This window comes from Patulibacter sp. SYSU D01012, from assembly GCF_017916475.1.
GTDB lineage: Bacteria > Actinomycetota > Thermoleophilia > Solirubrobacterales > Solirubrobacteraceae > Patulibacter.
Genome location: NZ_JAFMTB010000002.1, coordinates 227,650 through 247,983, shown reverse-complemented (window position 1 = coordinate 247,983; position 20,334 = coordinate 227,650). Strand labels below are relative to the sequence as shown.

17 protein-coding genes are annotated in these 20,334 nt (G+C 75.7%); 16 read left to right on the top strand and 1 reads right to left on the bottom strand.

Features of this window, described 5'->3' with window-relative positions:
• Positions 1–63 precede the first annotated feature (63 nt).
• The gene (locus J3P29_RS10600; RefSeq protein WP_210493332.1) at positions 64–2,172 is read left to right on the top strand and encodes a bifunctional aldolase/short-chain dehydrogenase; all 2,109 of its coding nucleotides are present in this window, start codon (positions 64–66) and stop codon (positions 2,170–2,172) included.
• Positions 2,173–2,321: 149 nt separating this feature from the next.
• On the opposite strand, the gene J3P29_RS10595 is transcribed toward J3P29_RS10600, so the two are convergent.
• Positions 2,322–3,119: a GntR family transcriptional regulator gene (locus tag J3P29_RS10595; protein ID WP_210493331.1), complete on the bottom strand. Its 798-nt coding sequence runs from the start codon at positions 3,117–3,119 to the stop codon at positions 2,322–2,324.
• Between the two features lie 172 nt (positions 3,120–3,291).
• Here J3P29_RS10595 and J3P29_RS10590 point away from each other — a divergent pair, with 172 nt between their 5' ends.
• The 15 genes from J3P29_RS10590 (at position 3,292) to J3P29_RS10520 (ending at position 20,307) form a co-directional block, all read left to right on the top strand.
• Positions 3,292–4,233, top strand: a complete 942-nt coding sequence (locus tag J3P29_RS10590; protein WP_210493329.1) for a GntR family transcriptional regulator — start codon at positions 3,292–3,294, stop codon at positions 4,231–4,233.
• Complete coding sequence (locus tag J3P29_RS10585) at positions 4,230–5,411, top strand: sugar ABC transporter substrate-binding protein (RefSeq protein ID WP_210493328.1); 1,182 nt, start codon at positions 4,230–4,232, stop codon at positions 5,409–5,411. Before J3P29_RS10590 ends, J3P29_RS10585 begins: the two co-directional genes overlap by 4 nt.
• A complete protein-coding gene (locus tag J3P29_RS10580; protein ID WP_210493327.1) occupies positions 5,402–6,907 on the top strand; it encodes a sugar ABC transporter ATP-binding protein in 1,506 nt (501 codons plus the stop codon). Before J3P29_RS10585 ends, J3P29_RS10580 begins: the two co-directional genes overlap by 10 nt.
• Entirely contained in the window at positions 6,897–7,943 is a 1,047-nt protein-coding gene (locus J3P29_RS10575; RefSeq protein ID WP_210493326.1) for an ABC transporter permease, read from the top strand. The genes J3P29_RS10580 and J3P29_RS10575 overlap by 11 nt, the downstream gene beginning before the upstream one ends.
• Before the next feature lie 38 nt (positions 7,944–7,981).
• Positions 7,982–8,554: a glucose-6-phosphate isomerase family protein gene (locus tag J3P29_RS10570; RefSeq protein ID WP_210493324.1), complete on the top strand. Its 573-nt coding sequence runs from the start codon at positions 7,982–7,984 to the stop codon at positions 8,552–8,554.
• A gap of 4 nt (positions 8,555–8,558) precedes the next feature.
• Positions 8,559–10,115, top strand: a complete 1,557-nt coding sequence (locus J3P29_RS10565; RefSeq protein WP_210493323.1) for an FGGY family carbohydrate kinase — start codon at positions 8,559–8,561, stop codon at positions 10,113–10,115.
• Positions 10,112–11,155, top strand: coding sequence for a Gfo/Idh/MocA family oxidoreductase (locus tag J3P29_RS10560; protein WP_210493322.1), 1,044 nt, complete (start codon positions 10,112–10,114; stop codon positions 11,153–11,155). Before J3P29_RS10565 ends, J3P29_RS10560 begins: the two co-directional genes overlap by 4 nt.
• The gene (locus J3P29_RS10555; RefSeq protein ID WP_210493321.1) at positions 11,155–12,192 is read left to right on the top strand and encodes a zinc-binding dehydrogenase; all 1,038 of its coding nucleotides are present in this window, start codon (positions 11,155–11,157) and stop codon (positions 12,190–12,192) included. Before J3P29_RS10560 ends, J3P29_RS10555 begins: the two co-directional genes overlap by 1 nt.
• Positions 12,189–13,115 (top strand): hypothetical protein, encoded by a 927-nt coding sequence (locus J3P29_RS10550; RefSeq protein WP_210493320.1) that lies wholly within the window; start codon positions 12,189–12,191, stop codon positions 13,113–13,115. The genes J3P29_RS10555 and J3P29_RS10550 overlap by 4 nt, the downstream gene beginning before the upstream one ends.
• Positions 13,112–14,086 carry a phosphoglycerate dehydrogenase gene (locus tag J3P29_RS10545; RefSeq protein WP_210493319.1) on the top strand — a complete coding sequence of 325 codons (975 nt, stop codon included), beginning with the start codon at positions 13,112–13,114 and terminating at the stop codon, positions 14,084–14,086. Before J3P29_RS10550 ends, J3P29_RS10545 begins: the two co-directional genes overlap by 4 nt.
• Entirely contained in the window at positions 14,083–14,745 is a 663-nt protein-coding gene (locus J3P29_RS10540; RefSeq protein ID WP_210493318.1) for a bifunctional 4-hydroxy-2-oxoglutarate aldolase/2-dehydro-3-deoxy-phosphogluconate aldolase, read from the top strand. The genes J3P29_RS10545 and J3P29_RS10540 overlap by 4 nt, the downstream gene beginning before the upstream one ends.
• Before the next feature lies 1 nt (position 14,746).
• A complete protein-coding gene (locus J3P29_RS10535; RefSeq protein WP_210493317.1) occupies positions 14,747–15,706 on the top strand; it encodes a hypothetical protein in 960 nt (319 codons plus the stop codon).
• 2 nt (positions 15,707–15,708) lie between these two features.
• A complete protein-coding gene (locus tag J3P29_RS10530; protein WP_210493315.1) occupies positions 15,709–16,593 on the top strand; it encodes a sugar phosphate isomerase/epimerase family protein in 885 nt (294 codons plus the stop codon).
• A 70-nt stretch (positions 16,594–16,663) separates the two neighbouring features.
• The gene (locus J3P29_RS10525) at positions 16,664–17,332 is read left to right on the top strand and encodes a YigZ family protein (RefSeq protein ID WP_210493314.1); all 669 of its coding nucleotides are present in this window, start codon (positions 16,664–16,666) and stop codon (positions 17,330–17,332) included.
• Positions 17,333–17,382: 50 nt separating this feature from the next.
• Positions 17,383–20,307, top strand: coding sequence for a DNA translocase FtsK (locus tag J3P29_RS10520; RefSeq protein ID WP_210493313.1), 2,925 nt, complete (start codon positions 17,383–17,385; stop codon positions 20,305–20,307).
• The last annotated feature ends 27 nt before the right edge of the window (positions 20,308–20,334 follow it).

The window sequence follows — 20,334 nt, the reverse complement described above, 5'->3', positions numbered from 1 at the left end:
GCCCCGCGGCACCCACACCCCTTCCAGCACCACGACCTGCCGCACCCGGCAGGAGGAGCAGCGATGAGCACCACCGTCCCCCTCGTCAACCTGGCCGACGACCTCTGGCCCGCCGACGGCGTCCCCTCCGACCCGCTCGGGCAGGTCGTGCTGGCCTCGCACCTGCTCGGCGCCAACCGCGCGGTCGCGAACATCGGCGGCGGCAACACGTCCGCCAAGGGCGTCACGACGGATCACACGGGCCGCGAGGTCCGCGCGATGTGGGTGAAGGGCTCGGGCTCCGACCTCGCCACGATGACCGAGAAGAACTTCACCGGCCTGAAGCTCGACGAGCTCCTGCCGCTGATGGACCGCCCGGACATGAGCGACGAGGAGATGGTCGCGTACGTCGGGCGCTCCATGCTCGACCCGACGATGCCGCGCGGCTCGATCGAGACGCTGCTGCACGCGTTCATCCCGGCGGACCACGTCCACCACACGCACCCGGACGGGATCAACGTCATCGCCGGCGCGAAGAACGGCGAGGCGCTCATCCGCGAGTGCTTCGGCGACCGCGCGCTGTGGATCCCCTACATCCGCCCCGGGTTCGGGCTCGCGAAGCAGATCGGCGAGGCGGTCCGCGACAACCCGGACGCCGAGCTCGTCGTCCTGGCCAAGCACGGGCTGGTGGTCTGGGGCGACTCGGCGGAGGACACGTACCGCCGCACGATCTCGATCATCAACGAGGCCGCGACGTTCATGAACGAGCGCGCCGGCGACGCGCGCCGCTTCGGCGGCCCGTCCGACGCCGCCTCGACGCTGGACGAGGAGGGCCGCCTGGCCGTCCTGGACCAGATCCTGCCGTCCCTGCGCGGCGCGGTGTCGAGCGAGCGCGCGAAGGTGCTGCTCGTCGACCAGTCCGCCCCGGCGATCGAGTTCGTCACCTCGGAGCGCGCCCCCGAGCTGGTGACGATCGGCGCCGCGTGCCCGGACCACCTGGTCCACACGAAGATGCTCCCGATGTGGGTGCCCTTCGACCCGTCCTCCGAGGACGCGTCGGTGCTCGTCGAGCGCGTGAAGGAGCGCGCCGCGGCCTACCGCGAGGCGTACCGCGCCTACCACGCGGCGAACGCGGAGAACCCGGACGTCCGCATGCCGGGCCAGACCGCGGGCGCCGTCCCGATCAGCGACCCCGACCCGCGCGTCGTCCTGATCCAGGGCGTCGGCCTGGTCGGCGTCGGCACGACGCCGAAGAACGCGTCGATGTCGCGCGACCTGTACCACCGCGCCATCGAGGTGATGGCCGGCGCCGACGCCGTCGACGAGTTCGTCTCGCTGACGGCCGAGGAGTCGTTCGCCGTCGAGTACTGGCCCCTCGAGCTCTACAAGCTCTCCCTGGCCCCGGCGCCCGGCGAGCTGCAGGGCAAGGTCGCGTTCGTGACCGGCGCGGGCGGCGGCATCGGCCGCGCGATCTCGGCCCGCCTGCGCGCGGCCGGCGCGGTCGTCGCCGGCTTCGACCTGGACGCCGACGGCGCCCAGGAGGCGGTCGGCCCCGACGGCATCGGCATCGGCGGCGACGTCACGTCCGAGGAGTCGGTGCGCGCCGCGTACCGCGACGCCGTCCGCCGGTTCGGCGGCGTGGACATCCTCGTCAGCAACGCCGGCATCGCGTCGAGCTCGGCGATCGAGGACACCACCCTGGAGGAGTGGGAGCGCAACCACCGCATCCTCGGCACGGGCTACTTCCTCGTCTCGCGCGAGGCGTTCCGCATCCTGCGCGAGCAGGCCACCGGCGGCTCGATCGTGTTCATCTCGTCGAAGAACGCGCTCGTCGCCGGCAAGAACGCGTCGGCGTACAGCTCGGCGAAGGCCGCCGAGCTGCACCTGGCCCGCTGCCTGGCCGAGGAGGGCGGCGCCGACGGCATCCGCGTCAACACGGTCAACCCGGACGCGGTCCTGCGCGGCTCGAAGATCTGGCAGGGCAACTGGCGCGAGGAGCGGGCCGCGAACTACGGCCTGAGCCCCGACGAGCTCGAGGAGCACTACCGCCAGCGCAACACGCTGAAGGTGCTGATCCTGCCCGAGGACATCGCCGAGGCGACCCTGCACTTCGCCTCCGAGGCGCGGTCGGGCAAGTCCACCGGCAACATCCTCAACGTCGACGGCGGCGTGCCGGCGGCGTACTCCCGCTAGGGACGAGGACGCACCGGGCCGCCCGCGCGGCGGCCCGGCCGGGCGGCCCCGGCGCACCGGCCCCCGCGGGCGTCGGACCGCGCCGAGGAGACGGCGCGGGCCGGCGCCCGCGGCGCGCCGCGGGGGAGGAGGGCGCGACCGGCGGGCGCTCAGGCCCCCGCCCGGCGCTCCGCGATCTCGTTCTCGGGCAGCACGTGGATGTGCAGCCGGGTGCGATCGCCCCGGTGCCAGGCGCGGTAGCGCTCGAACGGCCGGCCGTCGGCGTCGAGCGACACGGAGTCGACGCGCAGGAGCGGCGTGCCCGTCGGCACCTCGAGCAGCTCGGCGCGGCGGGCGTCGGCGCCGACCGCCTCGACGTCGCGCCAGCCGCCGCCGACGACGACGCCGGCGCGCTCCGCGAGCGCCGCGTACAGGGAGCCCTGCTCCAGGTCCGCGCCCAGCACCGCGTCGGCCAGGTCGGCCCGCAGGTGGCTGACCACGTGCATCGTGAGGGCGCCGTCGACCCAGCGCAGGCGCTCCAGGCGCACGCCGGAGGCCCCCGGCTCGGTGCCGAGGTCGCGGGCGACGTCGCCCGGGAGCGGCTCGATGACGCGCTCGAGCACCCGCGAGACGACGACGTGGTCGCCGCGCCGCGCCTCGTCCCAGAAGCCCTGCGCGAGCTGCAGCTCCCAGCCGCCCGCGCGCCGCGACGGCTCCGCCACGAACGTGCCCGATCCGCGCTCGCGCACGAGCAGCCCGTCCCGGGTCAGCTCGGTCAGGGCCTGCCGCACGGTGGTGCGCGAGACCTCGAAGTGCTCGCACATCTGCATCTCGGGCGGGATGCGCTCGCCCGGCGGCCAGCGCCCGTCGGCGATCTCGCGCTCGATCGCCGACTTGAGCTGGAAGTAGAACGGCACGGGGGAGGCCCGGTCGATCGAGGGCAGGCCGGTCAGCGAGATCTGGTTCATCGGGACGGGACCGGGCCGGGAGGCGCTTGCGACCCGGCGTCGGAAACGAGAGCTTGACAGACGACACGGCGCCCGCATATTGTACGGACAGGATGACAGGGGAGAGGTCATCGGCCGCCGCGGCTCTGCCGCCGGCGGGCGACACGGACGCGCCGGGGGCGACCCTGCGCGGGTGCGCCGCAGAATGTCATTACAACATGACGTCGGCATGAGTTGGAGCGCGTTCGACATCGACCGCAGCTCGCCCGTGCCGTTCTACGCGCAGCTCGCGGAGGCCATGGCCGCCGAGATCGCCAACGGCCGGTGGCCCCGCGGCGAGCGCATCGCGTCCGAGGCCGAGCTGTGCGCGACCTTCGGCGTGTCGCGCACGACCGTCCGCCAGGCGCTCGCCGAGCTCGTGCAGCAGGGGCTGTTGCGGAAGGAGCGCGGCCGCGGCACCTTCGTCGACGAGCCGCCGGCGTCGAGCGTCTTCCTCCAGTCGACCTACGGCTTCCACGAGGAGGCGCAGCGCGCCGGCCGCACGGTGCGCTCGCGCGTCCTGCGGATGACGCACGGCCCGCTGCCGCGCTGGGCCACGGCCGCGCTCGAGCTGCCCGACGACGCGGCCGGGGTGACGCTGGAGCGCGTGCGCCTGCTCGACGGGCGCCCCGTCATGGTCGTCACGAGCCACCTCGTGCCGGAGCTCGCCGGGCTGCTCGACGCCCGCACGCTCGAGCAGGGGTCGCTCTACCGCGCGCTGCAGGCGGGCGGCGTGGCCGCCGCCGGCGGCTCGCGCGTGATGCACGCGACGGCCGCCACGGCCGAGATCGCGGGGCACCTCGAGGTCGCGCCCGGCACGCCGCTGCTCGCGGTCGAGGCCGTCTCGTGGGGGCCCGGCCGCGTGCCGTTCGAGACCTACCGCGCCTGGCACCTGACGGACCGGGCGCGCGTGCACGTCGAGATGGTCGGCGGTCCGCCGCCGGCCGACATCGCGCCGTCGGCACCCGCACGGGAGCACGGGGGCCGCGAGGGGCGCGCCCCCGGGGCGCCGACGGAGGGGCCGGCCATCGCGCCGGCAGGGGGCGCCGCGCTCGCGGACGCCCGGACCACAGGAGAGGGGAGAGATCCATCATGACCAGCAGATTCGGCACGATCCGGCGGGCGGCGCTCGCCGCGGCCGCCGCGGGCACGCTCGCGTTCGGCGCGACGGCGTGCGGGGGCAGCTCGGACGGCGGCTCGTCCGGCGGCGGGGGCGGCGAGAAGATCGTCATCGGCTGGGCGCCGCCGAGCGCCACCGGCGTCTTCAAGACCGCGACCAACTACTTCGACAAGGCGCTCGCGGGCGCCCGCGCCGCCGGCATGGACGTCGAGCTGACGACCCGGTCGCCCGCGGCGGAGACGGACCCGCAGGCGCAGGTGTCGATCGTCGAGGACTTCATCACGAAGAAGGTCGACGCGATCGTCGTCTCGCCGTCCGACACGCAGGCCATCAAGCCGGCGCTGCGCCGCGCGAACGAGGCCGGCATCCCGGTCATCATGGTCAACCTGCTCGAGGACCAGCCGGGCGTCGACGTCGCGAGCTACATCGGCTTCGACAACGCGGAGGCCGCCGAGGTCACCGCCTACTCCGTGCTCGACTACTTCGGCGGCCCGGGCGTGCTCGGCGACGGCGAGAAGGTCGACGTGCCGAAGGACAAGAAGCTGGACCTGGCGTTCTGGCGCGACCTGTACAAGGACGTCGACAAGGCGTCGATCACGGCGCGCGGCGGGCAGCTGCAGGGCGTGGCCGGCACCCTGTTCGCCGTCGAGCGGCTCAAGGGGTTCAAGACGGTCTTCGACCAGTTCCCGAACGCGAAGACCCTGGGCCAGCCGATCGCCGCCGACTGGGAGCGCCAGAAGGCCGTCGGCGCCACCGAGGACCTCGTCTCGCGCTTCAAGGACCAGATGCAGTTCGTCTGGGGCTCGTCGAGCGAGATGTCGATCGGCGCCGCCAACGTCCTGGAGCGGCGCGGCCTGCTCGACGCCAGCGGCAAGCCCGAGAAGGGCAAGATCGCCGTCTTCTCCAACGACGTGACCCCCGAGACGGCGTCGCTCGTCAAGCAGGGCAAGATCGCCGCCGAGACGACCCACGGCTTCGCCGACTGGGGCTGGATCGGCGCCCAGACCGCGGTCCGCCTGGTGTGCGGCCTGCCGGTCGAGAAGAAGAACAACATCGGCCCGCGCACGGTCTACCCGGGCAACGTCGACCAGTACTTCCCGACGCCGGAGCAGCCGGCGATCGACTGGGCCGCGATCAAGGCGGAGTGCAAGTAGCCATGACGCTGCTCGCCGTCGAAGGGGTCAGCAAGCAGTACCCCGGCACGCGCGCGCTCGACGGCGTCGACCTGCGGGTCGACGCCGGAGAGGTGCACGCGGTCCTGGGCCAGAACGGCGCCGGCAAGTCGACGCTGATGCGGTCGATCGCCGGCTCCGTGCGGCCCGACACCGGCACGGTCGCCCTGGACGGGCAGCCCGTGCCGCTCGGCTCGCCGCTGGCCGCCCGGCGGGCGGGCATCGGCATCGTCTACCAGGAGCTCAGCCTCGTCCCGCAGCGCTCGATCGCCGAGAACGTCCTGAGCGGCCGCTGGCCGACGCGCGCCGGCCTCGTCGACGGCCGCGCGATGGAGCGCCGGGCGGGCGAGGTCCTGCGCCGCGTGGGCCTGGACCTGGACCCGCGCACGCCGGTCTCGCGCCTGGGCATGGCCTCGCGCCAGCTCGTCGAGATCGCGAAGGCGCTCTCGACCGACCCGCGCGTCCTGCTCCTGGACGAGCCGACGTCGGCGCTGTCCGACCGCGAGGCGCACCGGCTGTTCGAGATCATCCGCTCGATCACGGCCGACGGCGTGGCGGTCATCTACGTCAGCCACCGGCTGAAGGAGCTCGTCCAGATCACGGACCGCATCAGCGTGCTCCGCGACGGCCGGCTCGTCGAGACCGTCCGCACGGCCGACGTCGACGAGCACCACCTGGCCGAGATGATGGTCGGGCGCCGCCTGGACGACGCGCCGGCCGCGTCGACGGTGCGCGAGGAGGACGACCGCGAGGTCGTGCTGCGCGCCGAAGGCCTGGCGTGCGCCCCGCGGCTGAAGCCCACCGACCTGCAGCTGCGGGCGGGCGAGATCGTCACGGTCTTCGGGCTCGTCGGCGCGGGACGCACCCGCCTGGCGCGCACGCTCTTCGGCCTGGACCAGGCCACGGAGGGCACCGTCGAGGTGCTCGGCGACCGGGTGCGGATCCGCTCCCCGCGGGACGCGATCTCGGCGCGCATGGGGTTCGTCGGCGAGGATCGCGGCGCCGGGCTCGTCAAGGGCCTGTCGATCGCCGCGAACATCACGATGGCCTCGCACGAGCGGGTCAGCCGCGGCAGCTTCCTGCGCTTCGGCGAGGAGCGGCGGGCCGCGGAGCAGTACCAGCGGGAGCTCTCGATCCGCTGCGCGTCCGTCGAGCAGCCCGTCGGCTCGCTCTCGGGCGGCAACCAGCAGAAGGTGCTGCTGGCGCGGTGGATGTGCTCGGGCGCCCGCGTCCTCGTCCTCGACGACCCCACGAAGGGGATCGACGTGGGCGCGAAGGAGGAGGTCTTCGACCTGCTCCGGCGGCTCGCCGCCGACGGGGTGGCGGTGCTCTACCTCACCTCGGAGCTCAAGGAAGCGCGGACGTTCGGCGACCGCGTGCTGGTCATGGCGGGGGGCGCGATCACCGCGACCCTGACGGCCGAGGCCAGCGACGACCAGATCATGATGGCCGCAGGAGGCGTGGTTCATGCAGAGTGACGTTGTCCAGCCCGACGCCGCACCGCGGCTCGTCGAGCGGTCACCCCGGCCCGGCGCGCGCCGCCTGGCCGGGCTCGCCGGCGGGCGCGCCGGCGCCCTGATCATCCTCGTGGTGCTGACGGTCGCGTTCGCGGTCGCCACCCCCGACTTCTTCACCCAGGAGAACCTGCTCAACGTCCTGCGGCAGTACTCCGTGCCGCTGATGCTGGCGGTCGGGCAGACGCTCGTCATCGTCACGCGCGGCATCGACCTGTCGGTCGCGTCCGTCGCGGCGATGGCCGGCTGCCTGATGACCGTCGGCTACAGCGAGTGGGGCCTGCCGATGGGCGTGGCGCTGCTGCTGGGCCTGGCGGCCGGCGTCGGCGCGGGCCTCTTCAACGGCTTCGCGATCACCCGCTTCCGCGTGCCCGACTTCGTCGCCACGCTCGGCATGCTGACCGCCGCCCGCGGCGTCGCCCTGCTCCTGACGGACGGCGTCCCCGTCCCGTCCTACGACGGCGGCGGCGAGCAGCGCGGCATCCCGTCCCCGGTCACGACGCTGGGCGGCGACTCGCTGCTCGGCATCCCGGCGATCGCCCTCGTGGCCCTCGGCTGCGCGATCGTCGGAGGCGTCCTGCTGTCCCGCACGACGCTCGGCCGCTCGGCCTACGCCGTGGGCGGCAACCCCGAAGCCGCCGAGGTCTCGGGCATCAAGGTCAACCGCACGAAGATGGCGGTCTACGGGCTCTCCGGCCTGTTCGCCGCGATCGCGGGCTTCATGCTCGTCGGCCGCCAGGACAGCGCCAACGCCCTCATGGGCGACGGCATGGAGCTGCAGGCCATCGCGGCCGTCGTCATCGGCGGCACCAACCTGTTCGGCGGCGAGGGACGCGTCAGCGGCACGCTGATCGGCGTCCTCGTCATCGGCGTCCTCGCCAACGGCCTCACGATCGTCGGCGTCTCCGACTTCTGGCAGCGCGTCGTCAACGGCCTGATCATCGTCGCCGTCGTCGCGATCGACCAGTGGCGCCGCCGGCAGCTCGAGAAGGCCGCGTGAGCGCGCCCCGCCCCGTCCATCCCCCGCAGGAGCACCCCGTGAGCACCACCCAGACGACCCCGTTCACCGCCACCATCGACCTGGCCAGCGGCGCGATCGACCCGGCGCCCGAGCCGACCGTCCGCACCCTCGGCCACATGCGCGGCCTGTACCAGGACGAGGCCGGCACGGCCGAGGACCAGCTGATCTACCGCGTGCTGGAGATCCCGGCGCCGGCGAACGACAACTCCAACCTGCCGTCGTCGACGACGATCATCGAGCCGGGCCGCGTGGGGCGCGAGTTCCACATGACGAAGGGGCACTTCCACGCGATCCGGGAGCGCGCCGAGATCTACGTCGGCCTGTCCGGCGAGGGGCGCCTGCTCATGGCGACGGAGGACGGCGAGGTCGCCGTCGAGCCGATGCGCCCGGGCACCGTCAACTACGTGCCGGGCGGCTGGGCGCACCGCAGCGTCAACGTCGGCGACGAGCCGCTCGTCTTCTACGCGGTCTACATCGGCGACGCCGGCTACGACTACGGCACGATCGAGGAGCAGGGCTTCCCCGTCGTGCTCGTGCAGGACGACGAGGGCGGCGTCGCCGTCGAGCCCAACCCGCGCTACCGCCGCTGAGGCCGTGACGGACGACCTGCTCATCGGCGTCGACCTGGGGACGACGGCCACGAAGGCCGCCGTCTTCACGGCCGACGGCACGCAGCTCGGCGCGGCCACCGCGCCGACCGAGCTGCGCTGGCACGGCCCCGGCGAGGTCGACCAGGACCCCGACGCGTTCTACGCCGCGGCGACGGACACGATCCGCCGGGCGATGGAGGCCGCGGGCGCCGATCCGGCGCGCGTGGCGGGCCTGGCGGTCACGGGCCAGATGGCGGGGATGCTCGGCGTCGACCGCGACTGGCGCCCCGCGCTGCCGTACGACTCGTGGCTCGACACCCGCTGCCGCGACGAGCGGGACGCCCTCGACCGCGAGCTCGGCGACGAGCTGACCCGCCTGACCGGCTGCCCGCCGATGGTCAACCACGGCCCGAAGCTGCGCTGGTGGGCCCGCAACCGGCCGGAGGAGCTGGCGCGGATGCGGGCGTTCGTCATGCCCGGCGCGTACGTCGCCGGGCGGCTGTGCGGCCTGGCGGGCGACGACGCGTTCATCGACCCGAGCTACCTGCACTTCACCGGCCTCGTCGACGCGCGGGCGGGGGAGTGGTCCCCGCGCCTGGTCGACGCGGTCGGCATCCGGCCCGACCAGCTGCCGCGGATCGTCCCGTCGACGACCGTCGTCGGCACCCTGACGGCCGCGGCGGCGGGCCACTGCGGCCTGCGGCCCGGCACCCCCGTGGCCGCGGGCCTGGGCGACACGGCGGCGGGCGCCCTCGGCGCCGGCCTCGTGCGTCCCGGCCGCCTGCTCGACACCGCCGGGACCGCGGCGATCCTCGCGGGCGCCACGGCGGAGTACCGCCCCGACGTGGACGGCCGCACGCTCATCCTGATGCGCGGCGCCGTCGAGGGGCTGTGGATCCCGCTCGCGTACCTGTCGGGCGGCTCGCTCGTGGACTGGTTCTGCGACCTGCTGCACGACGGCGACGAGCGGATCCCACGCCCCGGCTTCGCCGACCTCGTCGCCGGGCTGGAGGACCTGCCGGCGGGCGCGGACGGGCTCGTCTTCGTCCCGCACCTCGACGGGCGCATCCTGCCGAGCAGCCCCGACATGGGCGGCGCCTGGGTCGGGCTGCGACGCGGCCACGGCCGCCGGCACCTGGCGAAGGCGATGCTCGAGGGCGTCGCCTACGAGTACGCGCTCTACCTCGAGCGCCTCCGCACCCTGAACCCGACGCTCGAGCTCACGGAGGCCCGGGTGATCGGCGGCGGCGCGCGCAGCGCCGTCTGGAACCAGATCAAGGCGTCCGTCCTGGGCGTCCCGTACGCGACGGCGACGGTCGGCGACGTGTCCTGCTGGGGCGCCGCGCTGATCGCCGGCACCGCCGTCGGCCTCGTCGACGACCTCGCCGACGCCGCGGAGCGCGCCGCGCCCGTGGCCGACCGCACCTCACCCCGACCGAAGGACACCAGCGTGTACCGCGACCTCTTCGACGTCTACCGCGACGTCGTGGCCCGGCTCGACGAGCCGTTCGACCGCCTCGCCGCCCACCGGGCCGCCGTCGCGACGGAGGCCCGGGCATGAGCCGCCTGTGCGTCGCCTCGATCGGCGCCGGCCGCGCCGGCCTCGTCCACGCGCGCAACATCGCGCGTCACGCCCGCGCCGACCTCGTCGCGGTGATCGACCAGAACGCCGAGGCCGCGCAGCGGTTCGCGGCCGAGGTCGGCGCGCCGCCGACCTACCCGTCGCTGGAGGAGGCGCTGGCCGCCGGCCCGCTCGACGCCGTCTTCATCGCGACGCCGACGCACACCCACCGCGACCTGGCGGTGGAGGCCGCCGAGGCCGGTCTGCACGTCTTCCTCGAGAAGCCGATGGCGATCTCGCTGCAGGAGTGCGACGACGTCGAGGCCGCCGCCGCGCGCGCCGGCGTCGTGCTGCAGCTGGGCTTCATGCGGCGCTTCCAGCCCGAGTTCGCCGAGGCGAAGGCCCGGATCGAGGCGGGGCAGATCGGCGAGCCGATGATCGTGAAGTCGCTGACCCGCGGTCCCGGCCTGCCGCCGGCGTGGGCGCACGACCTGTCGCGGTCCAACGGCATGCTCGCCGAGGTCAACTCGCACGACTTCGACTGCGTGCGCTGGCTCGCGGGCGCGCCGATCGAGCGCGTCTACGCCGAGGTGACGAACCGCAAGGGCGCCGCGCGCGGCGTCACCGCCGACCAGTTCTACGACAACGCCGTCGTCTCGCTGCGCTTCGCGAACGAGGCGCTCGGCACGATCGACGGCACGTGCCCGGCCGACTACGGCTACGACGGCCGCGTCGAGGTGCTCGGCACGGAGGGCGTGCTGATCATCGGCGACGTCCGCGGGACCGCGCTCATCGAGGTGCGCGACCGCACCGTCGGCGCGATCACCCCGATCCACCACGGCTGGCCGCAGCGCTTCGCGCCCGGCTACGTCGCCGAGCTCGACGCCTTCGTGGCGGCGATCCTCGACGGCGCGCCCGTGCCGGTCACCGCCGAGGACGGCCGCCACGCCGTCGCGGCCGTCCTGGCCGCCAACCGCTCGTGGCAGGAGGAGCGGCCCGTGCGCCTCGACGAGGTGACCGCGGGCGAGGTGACCGCCTGATGCGCGTCCTCGCCTACCACGGGCCCGACGACCTGCGCCTGGAGGACCGGGCCGACCCCGAGCCCGGTCCCGGCGAGGCGCTGCTGCGGGTGCGCTCCTGCGGCGTCTGCGGCACCGACCTGCGCATCCAGGCCGGCCACCACCGCGCCTACGGCCCCGGCACCGTCCGCGTGCCCGGGCACGAGATCGCCGGCGACGTCGTCGCGCTCGGCGACGGCACGGATCTGGCGCTCGGCCGCGCGTTCGTCGCGCCCAACCTGGGCTGCGGCCGCTGCCCGCAGTGCCTCGCGGGCCGCGAGAACATCTGCGCGTCGCCGAACGCCATCGGCATCACGCGCGACGGCGGCTTCGCGGAGTACGTGCTGCTGGGCGAGGACGTCATCGCCCACGGCAGCGTCATGCCGGTGCCGGACGAGCTGGACCCCGCGCCGATCGCGCTCGTCGAGCCCCTGGCGTGCGTGCTGCGCGGCGCGCGGGCGTGCTCGGTGGGCCCGGGCGACGTCGTCCTGGTGGTCGGCGCCGGGCCGATCGGCCTGATGCACGTGCTCGTCGCCCGGGCGAAGGGCGCCGCGCGGGTGGTCGTCAGCGAGCCGAGCGAGCGGCGGCGCGCCCAGGCCGAGGCCTTCGGGGCCGACGTCACCGTCGACCCGACGAGCCAGGACGTCGCGGCGCTCGTCGCCGAGCAGACCGAGGGGCGCGGCGTCGACGTCGTCATCACGGCGGCGCCGATCGCGGCGACGCAGGCGCAGGCGCTCGAGCTGGCCGCGACCGGCGGCCGGATCAACTTCTTCGGCGGCCTGCCGCGCGGGCGCTCCGAGGTCGTGCTCGACACGAACCTCATCCACTACAAGGAGCTCGTCGTCACCGGCACCACCGCGTGCACGCGGGACGACTGCCGCGAGGCGCTCGACCTGGTGCTCGCGGGCCGCATCGACACGCCCGCGCTCGTCAGCGAGCGGCTGCCGCTCGAGGACGCGCTGCAGGGCTTCGCGGCCGCACGCGCCGGCGAGGCGCTGCGGGTGGTGCTCGAGCCGTGAGCGCCATCCGCACGGTGCGCGGCCCCGTCGACCCGTCCGACGTGCGGACGGTCGACGCGCACGCGCACCTCCACATCGCCCCGGGGCCCCCGGGGTCGCCGGTGCTCGCGGACGAGGCCGCCGCCGAGGCGGAGCTGCGGGGCCTGGCGGCGGCGGGCGGCGAGCTCGTCGTCGACTGCCAGCCCGGCGGCTGCGGCCGCGACGGCGCGGTCCTGGCGCGGCTCTCGCGGGCCACGGGCGTGGCCGTCGTCGCCGCGACGGGCTTCCACCTGCGCCGCCACTACGCGCCGGGCACCGGTCCGTGGGCGCAGGACGAGGACGCGGCGCACGCCCGCTTCGCCGCCGAGCTGCAGGGCGGCCTGGCCGAGGCGCCGGACGTCCGCGCGGGCGTCGTGAAGGCCGCCTGGACGGGGAGCGATCCCGGCGAGGCCGCGCTGCTGCGGGCCGCGCTGCGGGCCGCCGCGGAGGCGGGCGTGGGCACGATCGTCCACACCGAGGCCGAGGGGCCGCTCGACGGCCTGCTCGCCGCCGTCGCGGACGCCGGCGTGGCGCCGGGCGCGGTGCAGCTCTCGCACGTGGACAAGCGGCCCGACCGCGGGCTGCACGCCGAGCTCGTCGCCGCCGGCTTCGTGCTGGGCTACGACACGTTCGTCCGAGCGAAGTGGCGGCCGGAGGAGCGCGTGTGGCCGCTGCTGCTCGGGATGGTCGAGGACGGCCACGCCGGCCGCATCACGCTGGGGCTCGACCTCGTCGACGCCGCCGCGTGGCGGACGGGCGGCGGCCCGGGCCTGCGGGCGCTGCCCGCGACGGTGCTGCCGCGCCTGGAGGCCGCCGGCGTGCCCGCCGACGCGCTCGCGGGGCTGCGCGGCCGCACGGCCGCGACGCTCCTGGCCACCGCGGACGCCCCGGCGGTGACGGCATGAGGGCCGCCGACGCCACCGTGCTCGTCACGCCGCGCTCGTTCGCCAGCGTGGACCCGGCTCCGCGGACGCGCCTGGAGGCGGCCGTGGGGGAGGTGCGCGGCAACGACCTGGGCCGGCCGATGACCGCGGGCGAGCTGCGCGAGCGGGTCGGCGACGTCGACGCGCTCCTGGCCGGACTGGACGAGATCGACGCCTCCGTCTTCGCCGCGGCGCCGCGCTTGCGCGTGATCGCCCGCTACGGCGCGGGCGTCGACCGCATCGACCTGCGCGCGGCCGCCGAGCACGGCGTCGTCGTGACCAACACGCCGGGCGCGAACGCCGAGGCCGTCGCCGAGTTCGCGCTCGGGCTGATCCTCGCCGGGCTGCGTCGGATCGCCGCGGGCGACCGGACGGTCCGCGACGGCGCTTGGGCGGTGCAGCGCGGCCGCGAGCTGGCCGGCAGCACGGTCGGCCTGCTGGGCCTGGGCCGCATCGGCGCGGCGACCGCCCGGCGCCTGGTGGCGCTCGGCGCCCGCGTCGTGGCGTTCGACCCGGCGGTCCGCGAGGCGCCGCAGGGCGTGCTGCTGCTGCCCCGCGACGAGGTGGTCGCGCAGGCGGACGTCCTGTCGCTGCACCTGCCGGCGCTGCCCGCGACGCGCGACATGGTCGACGCGGCGCTGCTGGCGCGGATGCCGCGCGGCGCGCTGCTCGTCAACACCGCGCGCGGCGAGCTCGTCGTCGAGGAGGACCTCGTCGCGGCGCTCGACGCCGGCCACCTGGCGGGCGCGGCGCTCGACACGCTGCGCGACGAGCCGCCCGCCCCCGACCACCCGCTGCTCGGCCGCCCCGACGTGATCGTCACGCCGCACGCCGCGCCGCACACCCGCGAGGCCGTCACCGCCATGGGCCTGACCGCGGTGCAGGAGCTGCTGACCGTCCTCGAGGACGGCACGCCCCGCTTCCCCGTCCCTCCGACCGGAGACCGAGCATGACCACCGACCACACCGCCGCCCTCGCGCGGCTCGCCGACGCGGCCGTCGTCGCCGTCGTCCGCGCGCCGGGCGCCGAGGAGGCCGTCCGGCTGTCCGCCGCGCTGCTCGCGGGCGGCATCACCGCCATCGAGCTGACGTTCACCACGCCCGGGGCCGAGGACGCCCTCGCCCGCGTGCGCGCCGAGCACGGCGACGAGCTGCTGCTCGGCGCCGGCACGGTCCGCACCCCGGCGCAGCTGGCCGCGGCGCTCGACGCGGGCGCCGACTTCCTCGTCACGCCGCACTTCGACCCCGAGCTGTTCGCGGCGATGCAGGGCAGCGGCCGCCTCGTGCTGCCGGGGACGTTCACGCCGAGCGAGGTGGCGCGCGCGCTCGACGCCGGCGCCGACGTCGTCAAGCTCTTCCCCGCGTCGCTCGGCGGCCCCCGGCACCTGCGCGCCCTGCGCGGACCGTTCCCCGAGCTGCGGGTCGTGCCGACCGGCGGCATCGACGCGCCCGACATCGCGGCGTGGCTGGCCGCCGGCGCGCTCGCGGTGGGGGCGGGGAGCGAGCTGACGCCGTCGGCGCTCGTCGCGGACGGGCGCTGGGACGAGCTGACCGCCCGCGCCCGCACGTTCGCCGAGGCCGCCCGCGCGGCGCGCGCGCCGGTGGAGGCCTGAGATGCCGCGGCGGTTCACGTTCGTCGGCGTCACGACCGGGTCGTCGTCGATCATGCGGATCTTCCCGCGCTGGCGCGACGTCCTGGGCCTGGGCGACGACGTCGAGATGCTGCCGTGCGACCTGCCGATCGGCGCGCCGCGCGAGCGCTACCGGGACACCGTCGCGATGCTGCGCGACGACCCGGACAACCTGGGCGCGCTGGTGACGACGCACAAGATCGACCTGTACGAGGCGGCGCACGACCTCTTCGACGAGCTCGACGCGAACGCGCGCACGTACGGCGAGGTCTCGTGCGTCTTCAAGCGCGACGGGGCCCTCCACGGCGCGGCCAAGGATCCGATCACCGCGGGCCGGGCGCTCGAGGACGTGCTGCCCGCTCGCCACTGGGCCGGCGGGGACGCCGAGGCGCTCGTGCTCGGCGCCGGCGGCGCGGGGGTGGCGATCGTGCTGCACCTGCTGCGGCCGTCGGCCGCGGCCGAGCGGCCCGCCCGCATCACCGTCGTCGACCGCGACGGCGGCCGCCTGGACGCGCTGCGGCGCCTGCAGGAGGCGCAGCACCCCGGCGCCGACGTGCTCTACGCCGACGCGGCCGACGGCGCCGCCGACCGCCTGCTGGCCGCGCTGCCGGCCGGCTCGCTCGTCGTCAACGCCACCGGCATGGGCAAGGACCGCCCGGGCAGCCCCCTCACCGACGACGCCGTCTTCCCCGAGCGCGGCATCGTCTGGGAGCTGAACTACCGCGGCGAGCTCGACTTCCTGCGCCAGGCCCGCGCCCAGGAGCAGGCCCGCGGGCTGACCGTGCACGACGGCTGGCGGTACTTCATCTTCGGCTGGACGTCCGTCATCGAGGAGGTCTTCGCCGTGCCGATCGACGCGGCGACGATCGACCGCCTGGCCGACGCCGCCGACTTCGCCCGCCCGGCGCCCGTGGGCGCCGCGTCCCCCGACCGAGGAGCATGACCATGACCGACGGCCTGTCCTACGCCGTGCACGCCTACGCGTGGACGTCGAGCTGGAGCAGCGACGACCTGCCGCTCGTCGACCACGCGGCCGAGCTCGGCCTCGACGCGATCGAGATCCCGCTCATGGAGCTCGAGAAGGTCGACCCGGCGGCCATCGCCGACCGCTGCCGGGCCGCCGGCATCGGCGTCGTCACGTCGACGGTGGTGGACGCCGCGCACGACCCCAGCGCGGAGGACGCCGCGGTGCGCGCCGCCGGCCGGGACTACCTGCTCGCGTGCGTCGAGGCGGCCGCCGCGATGGGCGCGCCGGTCATGACCGGCGTGATCTACTCGGCGATGGGCGGACGGCTGGACCGCCGCCCGACGCGCGACGACATGGCCCGCAGCGCCGAGGTGCTGCGCGGGGTCGCGGAGCGTGCGCAGGAGCTCGGCGTGGTCCTCGGGATCGAGGCGGTCAACCGCTACGAGACGTACCTCGTCAACACCGCCGCGCAGGCGCTCGAGCTCGTCGAGCTGATCGACCGTCCCGCCGCGGCGGTGCACCTCGACGCCTACCACATGAACCTGGAGGAGACGAGCTTCGAGACCGCCACGGCGTCGGTCGTCGACCGCCTCTGCCACTACCACCTGTCCGAGAGCCACCGCGGCACGCCGGGCACGGGCACCGTCGACTGGGCGGGCATCATGCGCGCGCTCGTCGCCGGCGGCTACCGCGGCTACGTCGGCCTGGAGGCGTTCGAGGAGATCTCGGACGCCATGCGCAGCGGCACCTGCATCTGGCGCGACCTGGCGCCGAGCTCGGACGAGCTCGTCCGCGACGGCCTCGCGTTCCTGAAGGGCCTGGAGGCGCGCACGCGCGCGGAGCTCGCCACCGCGGCGGGCTGAGGACCGTCGGGCGGCCGCGCGACGGGAGGCGCGCGACCGCCCGGACGGCCCCCGGACTAGGGTCGGGCAGGTGAGCGGCGCCCACCTCGTGCTCGCCGGCGACGGCGACGTGACCGCGGAGATCGAGGTCAAGCGCAGCCGCTTCCTCGCCGTCCTGCGCCGCACGGAGGACGAGGAGGCCGCCCGCGCCCTCGTCGCCGAGCTGCGCCGCGCGCACCACGCGGCGCGCCACCACTGCTCCGCCTGGATCCTGGGCGCGGACCGGCAGCGCCGGCGCTCGAACGACGACGGCGAGCCGTCCGGCACCGCCGGCGCCCCGATGCTGGCGGTGCTCGACGGGGCCGTGCGCGACGTCGCGGGGGAGGACCTGGCGCTCTCCGACGTGACGGCCGTCGTCGTGCGCTGGTTCGGCGGCACGCTGCTCGGCGCCGGCGGGCTGGTGCGCGCGTACGGCGACGCCGTGCAGGCGGCGCTCGACGGCGCGCCGCTCGCCGTCCGCCGGCCGCGGGCCCTCGTGCGGATCCCGGTCGGGCACGAGCGCGCCGGCGCCGCCGAGCACGCGCTGCGCGGCACGGACGCGGTCGTCACCGACGTCGCCTACGGGGCGGAGGGCGTCACCCTGACCGTCGCGGTCGACGACGCCCCGAGCGCGCAGGACCGGCTGGCCGCCTGGTGCGCCGAGCACCGCCTGGCGTCCGCGGCCGCCGGGACCGCGTGGGTCGACGCGCCGCTGCCCTGAGCCGGCCCGGGGAGGATCCGGCCGGCCGGCGGCGAAGCGGCCGGGTGAGCATGAGCAGCCGCACCCGCACCCCTGCCCGCAGCGCCCCGTCCCCGAAGGCCCCGAAGGGCGGCAAGGGCGCGTCCCCACGCGGGGCGGCGCCCGGCGGGAAGGGCGGGGCCGGGGCGTTCTCGCCGCGCGGCCCGCTCGAGCAGCGGCAGTTCGACCAGATCGGCCTGGGGCTCGTCGCCCTGGCCGTCTTCCTCGTCTTCCTGATGTACCTGGGGTCGTGGGGCGGCGCGGTCGGCGACGCCCTCGTCGACGGCCTGCGCACCCTCTTCGGCCAGGTCGCGTACCTGACCCCGCCGCTCGTCGCGGCGACCGGGCTGATGCTCATCCTGCGCCCGCTGCTCCCGGCGCTGCGCCCGTTCCGCCTGGGCGGCGTGCTGCTCGTGCTCGCGATGCTGCTCATGCTCGCCAGCGGCACGTTCGGCCTGGGCGGCGGCGGGGGCCGCGACGCGCTGTGGAGCGCCGACGTCGTGCGCCCCCGCGGCGGCGTCCTGGGCGACGCGATGTACTGGGCGATCTCGAGCCTGCTCGGCGCGATCGGCGCCCACGTCGTCGGCGTCACGATGCTGCTGGCCGGCGTGCTGCTGCTGACCGGCGCGTCCATCGCGTCGCTCGTGGCGCGCACCGGCGAGGGGCTCAAGCAGACCACGACCGCGTTCCGCCGCCAGCCCGGCCCGGACGACGACGTGCTCGAGATCCCCGTCGCGCCGCGCCGCCGCGCCGCCGCCCGGCCCGCCACGGCGGAGGAGGACGCCGTCCCCGCCCGCCGCCGTCCCACGCCGCCGAAGGCCGCGGACGGGGACGACGACGCCGACGAGGCCGAGGCGCCCGAGTTCGCCCTGCCGCCGCGGCGCCGCCGGCCCGCGGGACCGCCCGAGCCCACGACGGGCGAGGAGATCGCCGCCTCGCGCGGGGACGAGGTCGTGGCCTCGCGCGGCGAGGGCGTGCGAGCCAGCCGCGGCCCTGGCCGCCCGACGCCCGAGCTCGACGGCGCGCTGCGCTACCCCGACCTGTTCGGCGAGGACGGCCCCGCCCGCCTCGACCTGCCGACCCCGGCCCCGGCGACGCGGGCCGGCGGGGCCGCCGCGCCCCCGGCCGGCGCGACGCCGCCGCCGTCCGACGCCGGCCACGTCCCGCCGCCCGAGGAGCCCGCGGGCGACCACCCCTTCGACGACACGACGGGGGAGCCGACCGTCGAGCCGCCGACCGTCGTCACGCCGCCCGCGCGGGCGTCCCGCCCGCCGGCCCCGGCGGACGAGGCCCCCGACGGCGACGCGGACGAGCGCCCCAGCCTGCAGGAGCTGCGCGAGCGCCAGCCCATGCCCGGCGAGCACGACGCGCCCGAGGAGGGCTACGTCCTGCCCGACCCCGCCGTCCTGAAGCACTCGGCACCCGACCAGCTGCGCCCGGACACGGCGGGGCAGGCCGAGACCGCCGCCGCGCTCGTCGAGGCGCTGGCGAACTTCAAGGTCGACGCGCAGGTCATCGGCACGATCGCCGGCCCGCACATCACCCGCTACGAGCTGCGCCTGGCGCCCGGCATCAAGATGTCGAAGGTCGCCCAGCTCAAGGACGACCTGGCGTACGCGCTCGCCGCGACCGACATCCGCATCCTGGCCCCGGTGCCCGGCAAGACCGCCGTCGGCGTCGAGGTGCCGAACAAGCGCCGGCGCATCGTCCACCTGGGCGACGTCTACGGCGATCCGCCCGGCGACGCGAGCCCGCTCACCGTGTGGCTCGGCAAGGACGTCTCGGGCGCCCCGGTCTACGCGGACCTGGCGAAGATGCCGCACATGCTCGTGGCCGGCACGACCGGCGCGGGCAAGTCGGGCTGCGTCAACGCGATGCTCTCGTCGATCCTGCTGCACGCCACGCCGGACGACGTGCGCCTGGTGCTCGTCGACCCCAAGCAGGTCGAGCTCAACCACTACGAGGCCGTGCCGCACCTGCTGACGCCGGTCATCACCAGCCCGAAGATGGCGGCGAACGCGCTGCAGAACCTCGTGCGCGAGATGGAGTGGCGCTACGGCGTCATGTCCGTGAAGAAGACGCGCAACCTGCCCGAGCTCAACCGCGTGCGCGTCGAGGAGGGCGACGAGCCGCTGCCGTACGTCCTGTGCGTGATCGACGAGCTCGCCGACCTGATGATGGTCGCGCCGGCCGACGTCGAGGACGCGATCATCCGCATCGCCCAGAAGGCGCGCGCGGTCGGCATCCACCTCGTGCTCGCCACGCAGTCCCCGCGCGTGGACGTCATCACGGGCATGATCAAGGCGAACGTGCCGTCGCGGATCGCGTTCTCCGTCTCCTCGCAGACGGACTCGCGCGTCATCCTCGACCAGAACGGCGCCGAGTCGCTCCTGGGCCGCGGCGACATGCTCTTCAACCCGGTCGGCTCGTCGAAGCTGACCCGCATCCAGGGCGCGTACATCGACGAGAGCGAGATCGCCGCGCTGACCGAGCACTGGGCGCGTCAGGGCGAGCCGGACCTGCGCGAGGACCTGCTCGAGGCCACGGACGACGAGGAGCCGCAGGACGACGGGGACGGCGACGGCATGGACGCGGACGAGGATCCGCTGCTGGCCGACGCCATCGAGCTGGTCGTCGAGATGGGCGCCGCGTCCACGTCGGGCCTGCAGCGCCGACTGCGCGTGGGGTACACCCGCGCCGGCCGCCTGGTGGACATGATGGAGCGCCGCGGGATCGTCTCGGGCTTCGAGGGCTCGAAGGCGCGCCAGGTGCTCGTGTCGCCCATGGACCTGCCGCGGATCCTGCAGGCGCTGCGCGGCGGCGGCGGATCGGATGGCGCCGGCGACCCCGCCGCCGACGCTGCGGCCGCGCCCGAGGCCCCGCACGCCCCGCCGACCGGGGACGACACGGACGACCGCACGGGCGAGCACGCCGCGATCGGGTCGGGCGGCGAGTGACCCCGCGCCGTCGTCCCCGGGCCCTCG

Excerpts from the sequence above, each read along its gene's own strand:
- J3P29_RS10595 (WP_210493331.1), bottom strand. The coding sequence starts at position 3,119 with ATGAACCAGATCTCGCTGACCGGCCTGCCCTCGATCGACCGGGCCTCC.
- J3P29_RS10585 (WP_210493328.1), top strand. The coding sequence starts at position 4,230 with ATGACCAGCAGATTCGGCACGATCCGGCGGGCGGCGCTCGCCGCGGCC.
- J3P29_RS10535 (WP_210493317.1), top strand. The coding sequence starts at position 14,747 with ATGCCGCGGCGGTTCACGTTCGTCGGCGTCACGACCGGGTCGTCGTCG.
- J3P29_RS10600 (WP_210493332.1), top strand. The coding sequence starts at position 64 with ATGAGCACCACCGTCCCCCTCGTCAACCTGGCCGACGACCTCTGGCCC.
- J3P29_RS10560 (WP_210493322.1), top strand. The coding sequence starts at position 10,112 with ATGAGCCGCCTGTGCGTCGCCTCGATCGGCGCCGGCCGCGCCGGCCTC.
- J3P29_RS10555 (WP_210493321.1), top strand. The coding sequence starts at position 11,155 with ATGCGCGTCCTCGCCTACCACGGGCCCGACGACCTGCGCCTGGAGGAC.
- J3P29_RS10545 (WP_210493319.1), top strand. The coding sequence starts at position 13,112 with ATGAGGGCCGCCGACGCCACCGTGCTCGTCACGCCGCGCTCGTTCGCC.
- J3P29_RS10530 (WP_210493315.1), top strand. The coding sequence starts at position 15,709 with ATGACCGACGGCCTGTCCTACGCCGTGCACGCCTACGCGTGGACGTCG.
- J3P29_RS10575 (WP_210493326.1), top strand. The coding sequence starts at position 6,897 with ATGCAGAGTGACGTTGTCCAGCCCGACGCCGCACCGCGGCTCGTCGAG.
- J3P29_RS10540 (WP_210493318.1), top strand. The coding sequence starts at position 14,083 with ATGACCACCGACCACACCGCCGCCCTCGCGCGGCTCGCCGACGCGGCC.
- J3P29_RS10520 (WP_210493313.1), top strand. The coding sequence starts at position 17,383 with ATGAGCAGCCGCACCCGCACCCCTGCCCGCAGCGCCCCGTCCCCGAAG.